Raw genomic sequence first — 16103 nt, 5'->3', positions numbered from 1 at the left:
CGGATTCTTCGCGCTGTTCGCAGATTGCTGGGGGTTTTGTCCGCTTCCCGGCCGCCAGCCTGCGCCGTGGCTCACGGTTGCGGCGACGATGCGCCTACGATGGTTCGGCAGACCGTCTAGGGGAGCGTTGATCCGTGTCGATTCTCGAAAAGTTCCTCCGCGCTGGCGAAGGCCGCATGGTGCGGCGGCTCAAGGCCGTCGCGAACGCCGTCAACTCGATCGAGGACGACTATGTCGACCTCTCCGACGAGGACCTGCGCGGCCTGACCGAGCAGTTCCGGGAGCGGATCGCGGACGGCGAGTCCCTCGACGACCTGCTGCCGGAGGCGTTCGCCGTGGCCCGGGAGGCGGCCGCCCGGGTGCTCGGCCAGCGCCCGTACGACGTCCAGGTGATGGGTGGCGCGGCGCTGCACTTCGGCAACATCGCCGAGATGAAGACCGGTGAGGGCAAGACCCTGACCTCGGTCATGCCGGCCTACCTGAACGCGCTCTCCGGCAAGGGCGTGCACATCGTCACGGTGAACGACTACCTGGCCGAGCGGGACGCCGCCTGGATGGGGCGGGTGCACGAGTTCCTCGGCCTGACCGTCGGCGTGATCCTGCCGAACCGGCCGTCCGCCGAGCACCGGGCCGCGTACCAGGCCGACATCACCTACGGCACCAACAACGAGTTCGGCTTCGACTACCTGCGCGACAACATGTCCTGGTCAAAGGATGAGCTGGTGCAGCGCGGGCACAACTTCGCGATCGTCGACGAAGTCGACTCGATCCTGATCGACGAGGCCCGTACGCCGTTGATCATCTCCGGCCCGGCCGAGCACTCGGCCCGCTGGTACGGCGAGTTCGCCGGCGTGGTGGCCCGGCTGCAGCCCGGCAAGGACGGCTCCGGCGACTACGAGGTCGACTACGCCAAGCGCACCATCGCGGTCACCGAGCGCGGCGTCGCCAAGGTCGAGGACCGGCTCGGCATCGACAACCTCTACGAGTCGGTGAACACGCCGCTGGTGGGCTACCTGAACAACGCGATCAAGGCCAAGGAGCTCTACAAGCGCGACAAGGACTACATCGTCAGCGACGGCGAGGTGCTGATCGTCGACGAGTTCACCGGCCGCATCCTGCACGGCCGGCGGTACAACGAGGGCATGCACCAGGCCATCGAGGCCAAAGAGGGCGTGGAGATCAAGCAGGAGAACCAGACGCTGGCCACGATCACCCTGCAGAACTACTTCCGCCTCTACAGCAAGCTCTCCGGCATGACCGGTACCGCCCAGACCGAGGCCGGCGAGTTCAACAAGGTCTACAAGGTGGGCGTGGTGACCATCCCCACCCACCGCCCGATGGTCCGGATGGACATGCCCGACGTGATCTACAAGACCGAGAAGGCGAAGTTCAACGCCGTGGTCGAGGACATCGCGGAGCGGCACGCGGTCGGCCAGCCGGTGCTGGTCGGCACGGTGTCGGTGGAGAACTCGGAGATCCTGTCCCAGCTGCTGCGTCGCCGGGGCATCCCACACGCCGTGCTGAACGCCAAGTTCCACGCGAAGGAAGCCGAGATCATCGCGCAGGCGGGTCGCAAGGGCGGGGTCACGGTCGCCACGAACATGGCCGGCCGGGGCACCGACATCCTGCTCGGCGGCAACCCGGAATACCTGGCGGCAAGCGAGCTGCGCCAGCGCGGCCTCGACCCGGTCGAGCACGCCGACGACTACACCAAGGCACTCGAAGAGCTGATGCCGCGCTGGAAGCAGGCGTGTGACACCGAGGCCGAGGAGGTCTCCTCGGTTGGTGGGCTCTACGTGCTCGGCACCGAGCGGCACGAGTCGCGACGCATCGACAACCAGCTCCGCGGCCGGTCCGGGCGCCAGGGTGACCCCGGCGAATCCCGCTTCTACCTGTCGCTGCAGGACGAGCTGATGCGGCGGTTCCGGGCGGGTGCGGTCGAGGCGGTGATGGAGCGCTTCAACATCCCCGAGGACGTGCCGATCGAGTCGAAGATGGTCACCCGGCAGATCAAGAGCGCGCAGGCGCAGATCGAGGGCCAGAACGCCGAGATCCGCAAGAACGTCCTGAAGTACGACGAGGTGCTCAACAAGCAACGCCAGGTCGTGTACGCCGAGCGCAAGCGGGTGCTCGACGGCGAGGACCTGCACGACCAGGTCCAGCACATGATCGACGACGTGGTCACCGCCTACGTGACCGGCGCGACAAGCGAGGGGTACGCCGAGGACTGGGATCTCGACCAGCTCTGGTCCAGCCTCAAGCAGCTCTACCCGATCAGCGTCACCATCGAGGACCTTGAGGACGAGGTGGGCGGCGAGCGCAACAACTTCGACGCCGACTTCCTGCTCGCCCGGCTCAAGGAGGACGCGCACGCCGCGTACGAGCGGCGCGAGGCCGAGCTCGGCACCGAGGCGCTGCGGCAGCTGGAACGGATGGTGCTGCTGCAGGTCATCGACCGGAAGTGGCGCGAGCACCTCTACGAGATGGACTACCTGCAGGAGGGGATCAGCCTGCGGGCGTACGCCCAGCGGGACCCGGTGGTGGAGTACCAGCGTGAGGGCTTCGCGATGTTCGCCACCATGATGGACGGCATCAAGGAGGAGACCGTCGGCTTCCTCTACAACGTGGAGGTCCAGGTAGAGGAGCCGCAGACCGCCCCGCAGGGCGCGGCCCCGGTGGTGCTCAACCAGCCGCCGGTCGAGATCAAGGCCAAGGGTCTCGGCCGGGCGCCCCGTCCGCAGGGGTTGCAGTACTCCGCCCCGACGATCGACGGCGCGGCCGGTGGCGGCGGAGTCGCCGTCGAACGGCAGGAACCGCAGGCACCGGCGCTGGGTGTGGGCGGTCCGCCGCCGTCGCCGGCCCGGGCGGGTGCCGCCCGCCGCCCGGCCCCCGGGCAGGCCGTGAGCAGCAACGGTCCGTCCCGCAACGCGCCGTGCCCGTGCGGGTCCGGACGCAAGTACAAGCGGTGCCACGGCGCTCCCGGCGGCGGCGCCTGACCCCGACACCCGGCTGATCCTGGGATCGGGTCCTCCGCGCGGGGGCCGATCCCGGAATCGGGGTCCTCTGCACGGCGGCCGATCCTGGGAGAGGGGTCCCCTGCACGGCGGCCGGTCATGAGATGGGGTCCTCGGCACGCGGTGACTCACCGGTCGAAGCTGGTCCCCGGTCAGCAGGTGCGGCCGGTCCCGGGGTCCGTCGCGCCGCGGACGCGGTGCGCCCAGACCTGCGCCGTGGTGCCCAGCCAGCTACCGCGCCGGCGTTCCAGCCGGAAGGCCATCGCCCAGGTGCGGCCGGCGACCCCGAGTGCGGCAGCCGTCTCGGCGACGCCGGCCGCCGGCTCGCACACCCGAAACCTCCTGAGCCGGACCGGGTCGGCCGAGCCCGCGGGGCGTGCGCCGGGCGGCGTTCCGGGGCGGCCCCGCGGGCGGGCCGGGACCAGCCCGGTCGCCAGCACCAGGTGCTCGATCATGGTGGCGGCGCCGGCCGGAGCGAGCAACGGCCGCAGCTGTGCCGCCGGCCGGTACCCGTTGAGCACCTCCAGGCAACAGCCCAGGAACCGCCGGGCGGCCCGCTCCGCCTCCGGCGTCGCCGTGGCCAGCGCCGCGACGGGCGTCACCGTGCCCGATGCCGCGCCGGGTGTCGCCACGCCCGGTGCCGCCGTGCCTGCTGCCGCGCCGGGTGTCGCCGCGCCCGATGGTGCTGGAGCGGTTGCCGTGGCCAGTGCCGCCAGTGGTGTCGAGGTGGTCGGTGCCGCGACGGTGTCGCGCCGGCCGTCCGGTGGCGGCGGTCCGGGCATGGCGATGCCGGTCGCGTCGGAGGCCACAGACAGCTGCAACGCGAGTTGCCCGGGGTCGAATCGCGCGCCGTCGGGGCCGAACGACCACCGGACCGGGTCCGTCTCGTCCTCGTAGGGCGGATCGAGTGCCGGTACGGCCCGCAACAGCACCCGGGGTCGGACGGGCTGTCGGGCCCGCGCGGTCGTTGCCACCATCCGATCCTCCAAGATCCTGGATGATTGATCTTGCGTTTGCTTTCGTTTGCCTTCAGCTGACTCCAGTTTGGCCCGATGAAAGGCAGCCGTCAATGCCTCCGGGCGTGATCCAGCGCCGCCGGGCGGGAGAGGGGAGCCCGGCGGCTGAGGGAAACGAACGGCGAGAGGGGAGAACGAGCGGGGAGAGGGGGGAACGAGCGGGGAACGAGGGGAGGCGGGGCCGCTATCCGGCGTCCGGCTCGCGGTCGGCGAGCGGGTTCTCGCGGACCCACTGGGCGGTCTCGGCGTACTTGTGCTGGATGTACTCCTCCAGCCTGGCCCGCTCGACCCGCCACTGCCCCCGGCCGCCGATCTTTATCGCGGGCAGTTCGCCGCTGCGGACCATGTGGTAGACCTGCGAGTCGGAGACGTTGAGCTCGTTGGCCACCTCGGAAAGCTGCAGGAACCTGGGCTCCACGCGGAACTCCCACCGCTAGTCGGGCCGACCCGGGGATCGAGGGCCACCGGGAGCCGGCTCCCGGTGATCACCGTTTGCTTCAGTTTGCCGCCGGCTGCCCGCCATTCTCCACTGCCAGGTCCCGGCCGACCAGCGGGCTGGAGTACACCACGCTGGTGGTCACCCCACCGAGCCCGCTGATCCGGCCGGTGACCTCCTCCAGATGACGCATCGACCGGGCGACGACCTTGAGGATGAAGCAGTCCTCCCCGGTCACGTGATGTGCCTCGATGATCTCGGGGGTGGAGTCCAGCAGCGCGGTGAAGGGACGGTAGTTGCCGGTCGGGTACCGGAGCCGGACGAAGGCCATGATCTGCAGCCCGACTCGTTCGGGGACCACCACCGCCCGGTAGCCGGCGATCACGCCGCTCTCCTCCAGCCGCCGGACCCGCTCGGTGACCGCGCTCGGTGACATCGCCACCAGCCGCGCCAGGTCGGCGAAGCTCAACCGCCCGTCGCGCTGTAGCGCGGCGAGGATCCGCCAGTCGATTGAATCGAGTACAGGGGATTCAGCGGGCATTCCCGCAATCTACCGTCAGATTCGTGGTGCAGGCGCGGAAGTGCCGTTGATCCGCCGTTCCGTCGCGCCGCTGTCGCTCGTACCGTCGACGTCATGACGACGCCACCGTGCCACCCGGCGCTGGCCCCGCCGCCGGCCGCCCCCGACCACGCCGCGGCCTGGTTCGCGGCGAAGCTGGCCGCGCAGACCGACGTCTCCGACGTCCGGGCCGCGCTCGCCTCCGGCGACCCCGGCTTCCAGCTGGTCGACAGCCGCACCCTGCCCGGCTGGCGGCAGGGACACATCCCGGGGGCGATCCACCTGCCCACCTCGGTGATCCCGGTCCGCGCGGCGCAGCTGCTGGACCCGGCCGTGCCGGTGGTCACCTACTGCTGGGGACCGGGGTGCGACGGCGCCACCCGGGCCGCCCATGCACTGGCCAGCCGGGGCTTCCGGGTCAAGGAGATGATCGGCGGCATCGAGTACTGGATCCGGGAGGGCTTCCCGGTCGTTACCGGGGATGGCCGGCACAGCCGGCCGGCCGACCCGCTGACCGCGCCGGTCGGACCAGCCGAACCGTCGATCACGCCGGACCGCCCCTGACCGCGCCGCCCGGGTTGGCGGCCCGGGTCGAAAACACCGGGCCGGCTACTTCCCCCCGGCGCCCAGCGGGTGTACTACAGGGACGGCGCCGTACGCGGTCGGCGTCTCGGCCGTCGGCGTCGCGCGCCGACGCGAGCGGGGGAGATCGTACGGTGCCAGTCGAGGTCGTCCGGGTCTACATTGCGGCCACCGTGCCGATCCTCTCCGAACTACGCAAACGCGGCGAGATCGAGGCGGCCGAGGCGCACGCGGTCACCCCCGCGTTGCGCGAGTGGTACGTGGAGGGCGACGAGGAGGAGTTGGAGTACGTTGCCTTCACCCGGGCCGCCCAGGAGGCGCTCCGGCTGCTGCGGGCCGATCCCGCGGCGCCCCGCCGCCGGGTGGTCGTCTCCGCCGATCTGCCGTCCAGTCAGGTCGGCCGGGGCGCGCAGGAGCTCGGCTCAAGCACCGTCCCGCTGACCGGCGTGGTCCCGATCGCGGCCGTCGCCGCGATCCACACCGACGCGGCCGACGCGGCCGACGACATCGACGCGGCCGCGACGGTGGTCGAGGAGGCGTTGGCCGGCGACCCGGACGCGCAGTTCGTCGTGGACGGGGCGGAGGATCACGACCTGGAGTGGTACGACGTGTCGGAGCTGGGCGAGATCTGCTGACCCGGAGCGGCCGGTGGCTGTGCTCCGGCCGCCTGCGGCTCGGCTCCGGCCGCGTCGATGTCGGCGGCGGGTCGGGCGCTGGCGGGTGGCAGGGTCCGGCCGAGAATGATGATCGCGGTGAGGGCGCCGACGAAGAGCACGAGCAGCGCGTGATCGACCCGGGAGACCCCCAGCATGCTCTGCGCCACGGCGTCGGCCTCGCTGAGTCCGCCGGCCAGGTCCAGCACCCGCGCACCCCCGGTCCAGATGATCACCTCGGCCACCAGGAGCAGCAGCCCGGGTCCGGCACCGGCCAACAGGTAGTGCGACCAGCGTGGCCGGCTGCCCGCACCGGAAGTCCGTCGCCCGGCCCGGCGCAGATAGGCGAAGGCGACACCGCCGGCGGCCAGTCCGCCGCAGAGCGAGGCGGTCCGGGCCGACCAGCGCAGGGCGTTCGACTGCGACGCGGCGGACTCGCCGGCACCGTAGAGATCGAGCAGCGGGTCGCGGAAGAGCTCCACCGCGAAGCTGACGGCGAAGACAGCCAGCGCGGCGGCGACCAGGGCGCCGACCACCTGGATGGCCCGGACCCCACCGGCGATCCCGCCCACCGTGGCGGCCGCCGCCGTGGTGGCGGCCAGCAGCATCTCGGCGGAGCCGGCGCCCGAGCCGGGGCCGACCGCCAGGGCGGCCAGCACCCCGGTGAGCAGGCCGGCGCCGACGGCCGCCGCGAACCGCGCGCTGGCACCGGGTACGCCCCGGCGGCTGAGCAGGTTCGCCACCAGCAGACTCACCGCGGCGCCGCCGACCAGGCCGGCCGAGATCACCCCTGGCAACGCGTACGCGGTGGTCGTGATCGCGATCGAGTGGGCACCGGAGAAGGAGATGCTACGCTGCGCCGCCCAGAGCATCGCGGCGAGCCAGGCGACCGAGAGCAGGGCGAGCCAGATCGCCCCGGGCGCGAACCGGGACCGGTCCCGGCTGCGTTCGCCGTCACCCGGCCGGTCCGCACCGGTAGCCGCCGCCCCGCCGGCCCCGTCGCCGTCGACCGACCCGTCCTCGACCGACCCGTCCTCGACCGACCCGTCCTCGACCGACCCGTCCTCGACCGACCCGTCCTCGGGCGACCCGTTATCGGCGGACCCGCCGTCGGCCGGCTCGTCGACCGGGCTGCCGCTGTCGGTCGGGTTGCGGTCGGGTGACTCGCCGGCCTGGTCGGCCGGTCCGGTGCGGTCGGCCGGCTCGACGTCGCCGGCCGGCCGGTCGTTGCCGGCCTGACCCGGGGTCGAGACCGTCGTGGTACCGGGTGGTTTCGTCATCGTCTCCCCTTCAGCGGGTGCCCGACCGCGCTGCTGGGCGGCCTGAAGCGGGGGTGCGGCGGTGGCGGGCCGCCGGTCTCACAGGGTACGCGGGACGTCCGACCCGGGTCCGCGCCACCGTGCGAGGATTGCGCCAGGTCCCGCCCCCCGGTACCCGGCACTTCCGGGACCGTGGGCGACGGTGTCCGGCCGACCGGCCGGCGCCAGCGGGTCCGCTGCCGCCAACGCTGTCGAGTCGACCCAGGAGCATGCGATGGACGCCGTCTTTGCCGTACCCGAGCCCCGTAACGAGCCGGTCCGCGACTATTCGCCGGGCAGCGCCGAGCGCGACAGCCTGCGCCGCCGGCTCGACGAGCTGGCCGCCGAGCGGCTGGACCTGCCGATGACCATCGGCGGGCGGGAACGGATGGGCGGAGGTGCCGCGATCGACGTCGTAGCGCCGCACCGGCACCAGCATGTGCTGGGGGTCACCCACAACGCAACCAACGCCGATGCGCGGGCGGCGGTGACGGCCGCCAAGGAAGCCGCGCCGATGTGGCGTGATTTGTCCTTCGAAGACCGGGCTGCGGTCTTTCTCCGGGCGGCCGACCTGCTCGCCGGGCCGTGGCGGGACACCCTCAACGCGGCGACCATGCTCGGCCAGTCCAAGACCGTGGTCCAGGCCGAGATCGACGCGGCCTGCGAGCTGATCGACTTTCTGCGGTTCAACGTGCACTTCGCCCGTCGGCTCCTGGCCGAGCAGCCGATCTCCTCGCCGGGCGTCTGGAACCGGTTCGACCACCGGCCGCTGGAGGGTTTCGTCTACGCGATCACCCCGTTCAACTTCACCGCGATCGCGGCGAACCTGCCGGCCGCCCCCGCCCTGGTCGGCAACACCGTGGTCTGGAAGCCGGCACCGACCCAGCAGTTCGCGGCGCACTTCACGATGCGGCTGTTCGCGGCCGCCGGCCTGCCGCCCGGGGTGATCAACCTGGTCACCGGGCACGGGATCGAGGTGAGCGAGGTGGTGCTGGCCGATCCCGACCTGGCCGGAATCCACTTCACCGGCTCGACGAAGGTGTTCCAGCACCTGTGGCGGACGGTGGGGGAGAACATCGCCGGCTACCGCAGCTACCCGCGGCTGGTGGGGGAGACCGGTGGTAAGGACTTCGTCATCGCCCACCCCAGCGCCGACGTGGACGCCCTGCACACCGCCCTGGTCCGGGGCGCCTACGAATACCAGGGCCAGAAGTGCTCGGCGGCCTCGCGGGCGTACCTGCCGCGGTCGCTGTGGACGGGCGGGCTGCGGGACCGGCTGGCGGCGACCGCCGACGGGCTGCGGTACGGCGACGTGACCGACTTCGCCAACTTCGGCGGGGCGGTCATCGACGCCCGGGCGTTCGCCCGGCACACCGCCGCCCTCGACATGATCAAGAATGCGGCGAGCTGCCGGGTGGTGGCCGGCGGCAGCGCCGACGACTCGGTCGGCTGGTTCGTCCGTCCCACCGTGGTGGAGTGCGACGATCCCGCGCACGAGGTCTTCACCACCGAGTACTTCGGACCGATCCTCGGCGTACACGTCTTCGACGACGACCGGTTCGACGAGGTGGTGGCGCAGGCCGAGGCCATCGCCCCGTACGCCCTGACCGGCTCGATCTTCGCGACCGACCGGCGGGTGATCGAGCGGGCGAGCGCCACCCTGCGGTACGCGGCCGGCAACTTCTACGTCAACGACAAGCCGACCGGTGCCGTGGTCGGCCAGCAGCCGTTCGGCGGTGCCCGGGCCAGCGGCACGAACGACAAGGCCGGCTCCTGGCACAACATCGCCCGGTGGATGTCGCCTCGCACGATCAAGGAGACCTTCGTGCCGGCCACCGACCACCGGTACCCGCACATGGACTGATCCCCGTCCGGTCCCGGTCGACCCCTCCCGGGTTCGTGCCAAGGCCGGTCCGACCCGGGGTTGCGGCCCTCCCCCCGCACCTAACCTGAGCGCCAGGTGCGAGGGGAGGCCGCCATGCAGACCACAGCCGTCGGGCAGACCACAGCGGAGCCGGCGAACCGGTACGAGCCGGAGCGGGAGATCGCCCAGGGTGCGATCGGGTCGGTCTGGCGGGCCGTCGACCGGCGTACCGGTGCCCGGGTGGCGATGAAGGTGCTCCGCCCCGAGGCGGCGGCCCAGCCGGACCTGGTGGCGGCGTTCGCCGCCGAGGGGGCGATCCTGGCGGACCTGGACCATCCGGGGGTGGTCCGCTGGCTGGACAGCGTCGAGTACGACGGTCGCCGCGCCCTGGTGCTCGAATTCATCGAGGGCGAGGACCTGCGGAACCGGCTGCGCCGCCGTGGCCCGGTCCCGCCGGCCGTGGCGGCCGATGTGATCGCCCAGGCCGCGGAGACGCTCGCGTACCTGCACGGCCGGGGGGTGGTGCACGGTGACGTCAAGCCCGGCAACCTGCTGATCCCGCACCGCGGTCCGGTCCGGCTGATCGACTTCGGAGCCGCCCGCCGGACCGGTGTGGTCAGCCAGACCTGGGCGACCCAGGCCACCCCGGAGTACGTGGCACCGGAGGTGGTGGCGGGGGAGCGGCCGACGCCGGCCACCGACGTGTACGCGCTCGGCATCGTGCTGTTCGAACTGCTCGCCGGCCGTAGCCCGTACCGGGGCGGCTCGCCGGCGGAGGTGCTGAGCCGGCACGGGCGCTGCGCGCCGGTGCCGGTGCCGGGCCTGCCGCCGGTGCTCTGGACGGCGATCGAGGACTGCATGTCGGCGGAGCCCGGCCGCCGCCCACCCGCCGGGGTGATCGCCGCCCGGATGCGGGCCGCGGAGGCCGCGCTCGACGGGTTGCCGGCGTTGCCGGCCAGTCCGGCCGACGAGGTGACCTGGTGGCCGCGGGCCGGCGCGCCGGCCGCCGCCCGGGTCCGGGTCGCGCCCGAAGGTGTGATCGGTGCCGGCACCGTGACCTGGATGCGGTTGCCGGACGCGGCCGATCCGGGGGCGCGGATGGTCGCCCGGCGGGCATCCCGGCGGGTCGGGCGGCGGTCTCGGCTGGTCGCGGCCTCGGTCGTGCCGATCGGGTTGCTGGCGGCGGCCGCCGCGACGGTGCTGGCGCTCACCGGTGGTCCGGACGGGACCGGCCCGGGGCCGGGTCGCCCGGAGGCGAAGTTCGCCGGCCCCGGGCCGGGAGCCACCGCACCGGCCACGACGGACCCCGGGGCGGGGCTGGTGCCGTCCGAACCGGCCAGCTCGGTCGAGGTCCGGCCCGGACCGTCGGCCGGTCCGGACGGCGGTCCGGCGGCGGCCGGGTCGACCGTCGGTGACCGGTCCGGTTCGGAGTCCGCGGCGGGATCTGGCAGCGCCGGGGCGGGATCCGGTGCCGGATCGGGCGCCGACGGTCCAGCCGGGAGCGCCGGATCGGGCGGTACCCGGGCCGAGCAGGGCGGGTCCGGCGAGAGCGGCATACCATCAGAAATCAACCAGCCGGCCACCGGCTGGCTCCCTGGCGTCGGCGAGCCGATGCCCACTTCGGGACCGATGCCGTGATTCAAGATCACAATCCGGTCTGCCGGAAATGACACTCGAAGAGGGATATAACCGGAAAACCCTGCGAGACGGCATGATCCGCATGCATGATGACCGGCGAGTCTAACTGACCGTGCTCGCTGACCTGCTGTCAGCTATTTCCGGCCCAAGAGATTGATCATCCTCAATAGACAGTCCGGCACGGACAGTTCACTATGGAACACCCTCCGCTGCCGATAGTGGCAAATCCTGGACGCGACGCCAACAAAGTGGCAGCGTAGAGGGCATGGCGGATTCTGGAATCAATCCCACGGCGGCGGCCCTGCTGGGCCTCCTCCACGAAGGACCGATGACGGGCGGGCAGTTGATGGCTGCCGCCGATCGGCGCCTCGCACCGTACTGGTCGATGACACGGAGTCAGGTTTACCGGGAGCTACCGGTCCTGGCCGAGCAGGGACTCGTCCGGCTCGGCAAGCCAGGCCCCCGGTCGAGTCAGCCCTACGCGATCACGGCGGCCGGAAAGCGGACATTTGCCCGCTGGCTCGCCGAGACGCCCGGGCGGGACACCGTACGCAACCCGGTAGCCCTCCGGGTCGCGTTCGGTGAACAGCACTCGGCACCGCAGTTGCGCACCCTGGTCACCGGGGCCAACGAGTACCACACCGAGGCGCTCGCCTCGGCGCGGGAACAGGCCAAGGAGGCCAAGAAGGCCGGCGACTCGTACGGGGCCGCGGCCCTGGAGTTCGCGGTCGCGTACCACAAGGCGGCGCTGAGCTGGCTCAAGGCGGCACCGGTCGGCTGAGCCCGGGATCGGCTCGTCGACCCGCCTTTGCGGGACGGCGGGCAGCACGGTTCCGGGCCTCCGCCGAGCGGTGGTAGTGCCCTCCCCGGGTCGGGTGCCGAGACCCGGGGGGCCGGCCGAGGCTCGGCGGCCCGGCAGGTGACCGGCGTCGGCGGTGGCAACGTACTCTTGACTGTTGTGACCACTGCCGACTTCGCCGATCAGCTCAAAGATCTTGACGCCACGCTCCGCAACATCGAGGCCGTCCTCGATGTCGACCGGCTGCGCCGGGACAAGGCGAAGCTGGAGGAGGCGGCCTCCGCGCCCGACCTCTGGGACGACCAGGCTCGGGCCCAGGACGTCACCTCCAAGCTCTCCTACGTCAACGGCGAGATCGCCAAGCTGGAAAGCCTGCGCCAGCGGCTCGACGACGCGCACGTGCTGCGCGAACTGGCCGAGGCCGAGTCCGACTCGGGAGCGCTCGCCGAGGTCGAGACCGAGATCGGCGGGCTCACCAAGGCGATCGAGGAGATGGAGGTCCGCACCCTGCTCTCCGGTGAGTACGACTCCCGGGAGGCGCTGGTGGCGATCCGGGCCGGCGCGGGTGGGGTGGACGCGGCCGACTTCGCGGAGATGCTGCTGCGGATGTACCTGCGCTGGGCCGAGCGGCACGGCTACCCGACCGAGGTCTACGAAACCTCGTACGCCGAGGAGGCGGGCCTCAAGTCGGCCACCTTCGCGGTGAAGGTGCCGTACGCCTACGGCACGCTCAGCGTCGAGTCGGGCACCCACCGGCTGGTGCGGATCAGCCCGTTCGATAACCAGGGGCGCCGGCAGACCAGCTTCGCCGGGGTCGAGGTGCTGCCGGTCACCGAGCAGACCGACCACATCGAGATCCCCGAGAACGAGCTGCGTTTCGACGTCTACCGGTCGTCCGGGCCGGGCGGGCAGAGCGTGAACACCACCGACTCCGCGGTCCGGATCACCCACATCCCGACCGGGATCGTGGTCACCTGCCAGAACGAGAAGTCGCAGCTGCAGAACAAGGCGTCGGCGATGCGGGTGCTGCAGGCCCGGCTGCTGGAGCGCAAGCGGCAGGAGGAGCAGGCCAAGATCGACGGCCTGAAGACCGACGCCGCCGGCTCCTGGGGCGACCAGATGCGCTCGTACGTGCTGCACCCGTACCAGATGGTGAAGGACCTGCGCACCGAGCGTGAGACCGGCAACCCGAGCGCGGTCTTCGACGGCGACCTGGACAGCTTCATCGAGGCCGGCATCCGGTGGCGCAAGCAGCAGCAGATTAGCGCAGAGTAATAACCGAGGAGCTAGCTCCCATCGACGGAGAGTGACGGCGCCGTCGGGTTGTGATGGATGCAACCCGGCTCGCCCCTCGCTGCAGGTGAGCGCGGGTTCAGCGGCGCGTGAGCTTCGGGCCGGCCGACTACTCCTTTCCGACAAATGCTGGCGGAATTGGTCCCCGGTGGACTTGGCGTTTCGGTGACGACGCGTAGACTCACCACCCGTGATTCAGCTTGAGCAAGTGACGAAGACGTACCCGAAGGCGTCCCGGCCGTCGCTCGACGACGTGTCCGTCGGCATCGAGAAGGGTGAGTTCGTCTTCTTCATCGGCCCATCCGGCTCCGGGAAGTCGACGATCATCAAGCTGCTGCTGCACGAGGTGACCCCCAACAAGGGCCGGGTCATGGTCAACAGCAAGGACGTCACCTCGATGCGGTCCTGGAAGATCCCCCACTTCCGGCGCTCGATCGGCTGCGTCTTCCAGGACTTCCGGCTGCTGCCGAACCGGACGGCGTACGAGAACGTCGCCTTCGCCCTGGAGGTCATCGGCAAGACCAAGGCGGTGGCCCGCCGGGTCGTGCCCGAGGTGTTGGAGCTGGTCGGGCTCGGTGGCAAGGAGCACCGCTACCCGCACGAGCTCTCCGGCGGTGAGCAGCAGCGGGTCGCGGTGGCCCGGGCCTTCGTCAACCGGCCGTTGATCCTGCTGGCCGACGAGCCCACCGGAAACCTCGACCCGGACACCTCCATCGAGATCATGCGCCTGCTGGACCGGATCAACCGGACCGGCACGACGGTCGTGATGGTCACGCACGACTCCAACATCGTGAACCAGATGCGTCGCCGCGTCATCGAGATCGAGAGCGGTCGCATCGTGCGCGACCAGGCGCGCGGTGTGTACGGCTGAACCGGCCGGCCCCCGCGGCCACGCGGACGAGCCCCGACCTGACGACGAGCGACCCCCAGCGGAGATCCGGAAGGAACGCCCCCGATGCGTCTGAAATACGTCCTGTCCGAGGTGATGGTCGGACTCTGGCGCAACGTGACCATGACCATCGCGATGATCATCACGATGGCCGTGTCGCTCACCATGCTGGGCGCCAGCGGTCTGATGTACCTGCAGGTCGACAGCATGAAGGACCGGTACTACGAGGACATCGAGGTGTCGATCTTCCTCGACGGTGAGGTCTCCGAGGAGCAGCGCGCCGGCCTCGACGCCGCGTTGAAGAGCGACCCGCTGGTCCGGGACGTGATCTACGAGTCCAAGGACGACGCGTACACCCGCTTCAAGGAGATGTGGCAGGACGCGCCGGACCTGGTCAACGCGGTGAACCCGGACCAGCTCCCGGAGTCGTTCCGGGTCCGCCTGATCAACCCCGAGCAGTACGACCAGATCTTCGAGAAGTACAAGGACACCGAGGGCATCGACGAGATCGTCGACCAGCGCCGTCTGCTGGAGAAGATCTTCGACATCCTCGGCGCCGTGCAGACGATGGCGCTGGCCGCCGCGTCGGTGATGGCGATCGCCGCCCTGCTCCTGGTCGGTAACACCATCCAGGTCGCCGCCTACAGCAAGCGGCGCGAGGTCGCGGTCATGAAGCTGGTCGGCGCCTCCAACTGGTTCATCCAGGCCCCGTTCGTGCTGGAGGCGGTGGTCGCCGGCCTGATCGGCGCGATCCTCGGCTTCGGCGCGCTGGCCCTGGGGAAGGTCTTCCTGCTCGACGGCTCGCTGCGGGACCTGACCGACCTGCTGACCCCGATCGAGTGGAGCAGCGTACTGCTGATGTTCCCGGTGATGGCCGGCGTCGGTGGTCTGGTCAGCGCGATCACCGCGTGGGTCACGCTCCGGTTCTACCTCCGGGTCTAGTCGCACGGGCGAGGGTTAACCGTTCCGGAGATCGGGCGGACAGCGGGTAGCATTGGCCGGCTGTCCGCCCGATTCCGGCGCGGGCCGCCCAGAGAGAGGGAGGTGGACTGGTGCCACGGGAGAAGGGGCGCAAGGTCGTCGCCTCCAACCGCAAGGCCCGGCACGACTACGCCATCCTCGACACGTACGAGGCGGGGCTGGCACTGACCGGCACCGAGGTCAAGTCGCTACGGGCCGGGCACGCGTCGCTCGTCGACGCGTTCGCCCAGGAGCGCGACGGCGAGCTCTTCCTGCACGGCATGCACATCCCCGAGTACGCCCGCGGCACCTGGACCAACCACGAGCCCCGGCGGACCCGCAAGCTGCTGCTCAACCGGCAGGAGATCACCCGGCTGGTCGGCAAGCTCCAGGAGAGCGGGCTGACCCTGGTGCCGCTGTCGCTGTACTTCTCCGACGGCTGGGCCAAGGTCGAGATCGGCCTGGCAAAGGGCAAGAAGTCGTATGATAAGCGACAAGACCTCGCAAAGCGGGACGCTGAGCGGGAGATCCGCCGGGCCGCCGGCCGGCGCAGCAAGGGGATGGACTAGCCGGCCGGCCGGGCGGTATCCGGAATGATTCCGGCGCCGGGACGCGTTAGGCTTGGGGTGACCGCCTCACCGGCGGTCCCGTCGAGGGGGTGACTGGTTTCGACTTTGTACGTTGCGTCAGGGGAAGCGAGCCGAGGAAGCCGACGTCGTCTCGTGAATCGGTCGTCGGAAAACAATAAGCGCCAAGCAGAATCGCGCTGACTTCGCTCTCGCCGCCTGAGGCGGGTAGCAAGTCTGTCGGCCTGGGAGTGCCTTCGACCCAGCTAGCCGGCATCAGCTAGGAGGCTGGCCAATCGGACCCGGTCGCGGGGTCCGTGCGGCGAGATTAATCAGCGACTGGGCCCGTCACACCGACTCGCTCGCGTGATCGGAGGGGCCGAGCAGAGACACAGCGAGCTGCGCTCGGAGAAGTCCTGACAAGACGGCGAAGGACCCGGGTTCGATTCCCGGCACCTCCACTGGTGGGTCCCCGGAGCGGCGGTAGCCGCTCCGGGGATTTTCTCTATCAGGCCGAAAACTACGCCGAGGCGGGT

14 protein-coding genes and 1 other RNA gene are annotated in these 16103 nt (G+C 71.0%); 11 read left to right on the top strand and 4 right to left on the bottom strand.

Annotated elements, in window-relative coordinates; genetic code table 11:
- Positions 1–134: 134 nt before the first annotated feature.
- Positions 135–2996 (top strand): preprotein translocase subunit SecA, encoded by a 2862-nt coding sequence (gene secA, locus O7627_RS27770; protein ID WP_278096409.1) that lies wholly within the window; start codon positions 135–137, stop codon positions 2994–2996.
- 170 nt (positions 2997–3166) lie between these two features.
- Here secA and O7627_RS27765 read toward each other — a convergent pair whose 3' ends face one another.
- The 3 genes from O7627_RS27765 to O7627_RS27755 form a co-directional block, all read right to left on the bottom strand.
- Positions 3167–3991 carry an Rv3235 family protein gene (locus tag O7627_RS27765; protein WP_278096408.1) on the bottom strand — a complete coding sequence of 275 codons (825 nt, stop codon included), beginning with the start codon at positions 3989–3991 and terminating at the stop codon, positions 3167–3169.
- 223 nt (positions 3992–4214) lie between these two features.
- Complete coding sequence (locus tag O7627_RS27760) at positions 4215–4448, bottom strand: helix-turn-helix domain-containing protein (RefSeq protein ID WP_278096407.1); 234 nt, start codon at positions 4446–4448, stop codon at positions 4215–4217.
- Between the two features lie 79 nt (positions 4449–4527).
- The gene (locus O7627_RS27755) at positions 4528–5007 is read right to left on the bottom strand and encodes an Lrp/AsnC family transcriptional regulator (protein WP_278096406.1); all 480 of its coding nucleotides are present in this window, start codon (positions 5005–5007) and stop codon (positions 4528–4530) included.
- A gap of 93 nt (positions 5008–5100) precedes the next feature.
- Here O7627_RS27755 and O7627_RS27750 point away from each other — a divergent pair, with 93 nt between their 5' ends.
- Positions 5101–5589, top strand: coding sequence for a rhodanese-like domain-containing protein (locus O7627_RS27750; RefSeq protein WP_278096405.1), 489 nt, complete (start codon positions 5101–5103; stop codon positions 5587–5589).
- A 152-nt stretch (positions 5590–5741) separates the two neighbouring features.
- Complete coding sequence (locus tag O7627_RS27745; protein WP_278096404.1) at positions 5742–6242, top strand: hypothetical protein; 501 nt, start codon at positions 5742–5744, stop codon at positions 6240–6242.
- Here the strand turns inward: O7627_RS27745 and O7627_RS27740 are convergent.
- The gene (locus tag O7627_RS27740) at positions 6194–7540 is read right to left on the bottom strand and encodes a hypothetical protein (protein WP_278096403.1); all 1347 of its coding nucleotides are present in this window, start codon (positions 7538–7540) and stop codon (positions 6194–6196) included. The two genes, O7627_RS27745 and O7627_RS27740, sit on opposite strands and share 49 nt — an antisense overlap.
- A gap of 253 nt (positions 7541–7793) precedes the next feature.
- On the opposite strand from O7627_RS27740, the gene pruA reads away from it, so the two are divergent.
- From pruA to ssrA, 8 genes are all read left to right on the top strand, one after another.
- Positions 7794–9422, top strand: coding sequence for an L-glutamate gamma-semialdehyde dehydrogenase (gene pruA, locus O7627_RS27735; protein ID WP_278096402.1), 1629 nt, complete (start codon positions 7794–7796; stop codon positions 9420–9422).
- A 114-nt stretch (positions 9423–9536) separates the two neighbouring features.
- Complete coding sequence (locus O7627_RS27730) at positions 9537–11060, top strand: serine/threonine-protein kinase (RefSeq protein ID WP_278096401.1); 1524 nt, start codon at positions 9537–9539, stop codon at positions 11058–11060.
- A 265-nt stretch (positions 11061–11325) separates the two neighbouring features.
- Entirely contained in the window at positions 11326–11841 is a 516-nt protein-coding gene (locus O7627_RS27725) for a helix-turn-helix transcriptional regulator (protein WP_278096400.1), read from the top strand.
- Between the two features lie 177 nt (positions 11842–12018).
- Positions 12019–13134 (top strand): peptide chain release factor 2, encoded by a 1116-nt coding sequence (gene prfB, locus O7627_RS27720; protein ID WP_278096399.1) that lies wholly within the window; start codon positions 12019–12021, stop codon positions 13132–13134.
- Between the two features lie 208 nt (positions 13135–13342).
- Positions 13343–14023 (top strand): cell division ATP-binding protein FtsE, encoded by a 681-nt coding sequence (gene ftsE / locus O7627_RS27715; RefSeq protein WP_278096398.1) that lies wholly within the window; start codon positions 13343–13345, stop codon positions 14021–14023.
- Between the two features lie 84 nt (positions 14024–14107).
- Positions 14108–14983: a permease-like cell division protein FtsX gene (ftsX, locus tag O7627_RS27710; RefSeq protein ID WP_278096397.1), complete on the top strand. Its 876-nt coding sequence runs from the start codon at positions 14108–14110 to the stop codon at positions 14981–14983.
- Between the two features lie 110 nt (positions 14984–15093).
- Positions 15094–15570: an SsrA-binding protein SmpB gene (smpB, locus tag O7627_RS27705; protein WP_278096396.1), complete on the top strand. Its 477-nt coding sequence runs from the start codon at positions 15094–15096 to the stop codon at positions 15568–15570.
- Positions 15571–15655: 85 nt separating this feature from the next.
- Positions 15656–16031, top strand: a transfer-messenger RNA (tmRNA) gene (ssrA, locus tag O7627_RS27700).
- The last annotated feature ends 72 nt before the right edge of the window (positions 16032–16103 follow it).

Source organism: Solwaraspora sp. WMMD1047 (assembly GCF_029626155.1).
Lineage (GTDB): Bacteria > Actinomycetota > Actinomycetes > Mycobacteriales > Micromonosporaceae > WMMD1047.
This window is presented reverse-complemented; position numbering and strand designations above follow the sequence as displayed.

Coding starts and splice junctions, on each gene's coding strand:
- O7627_RS27725 (WP_278096400.1), top strand. CDS start 11,326: ATGGCGGATTCTGGAATCAATCCCACGGCGGCGGCCCTGCTGGGCCTC.
- pruA (WP_278096402.1), top strand. CDS start 7,794: ATGGACGCCGTCTTTGCCGTACCCGAGCCCCGTAACGAGCCGGTCCGC.
- O7627_RS27755 (WP_278096406.1), bottom strand. CDS start 5,007: ATGCCCGCTGAATCCCCTGTACTCGATTCAATCGACTGGCGGATCCTC.
- ftsX (WP_278096397.1), top strand. CDS start 14,108: ATGCGTCTGAAATACGTCCTGTCCGAGGTGATGGTCGGACTCTGGCGC.
- O7627_RS27750 (WP_278096405.1), top strand. CDS start 5,101: ATGACGACGCCACCGTGCCACCCGGCGCTGGCCCCGCCGCCGGCCGCC.
- O7627_RS27765 (WP_278096408.1), bottom strand. CDS start 3,991: ATGGTGGCAACGACCGCGCGGGCCCGACAGCCCGTCCGACCCCGGGTG.
- O7627_RS27730 (WP_278096401.1), top strand. CDS start 9,537: ATGCAGACCACAGCCGTCGGGCAGACCACAGCGGAGCCGGCGAACCGG.
- O7627_RS27740 (WP_278096403.1), bottom strand. CDS start 7,540: ATGACGAAACCACCCGGTACCACGACGGTCTCGACCCCGGGTCAGGCC.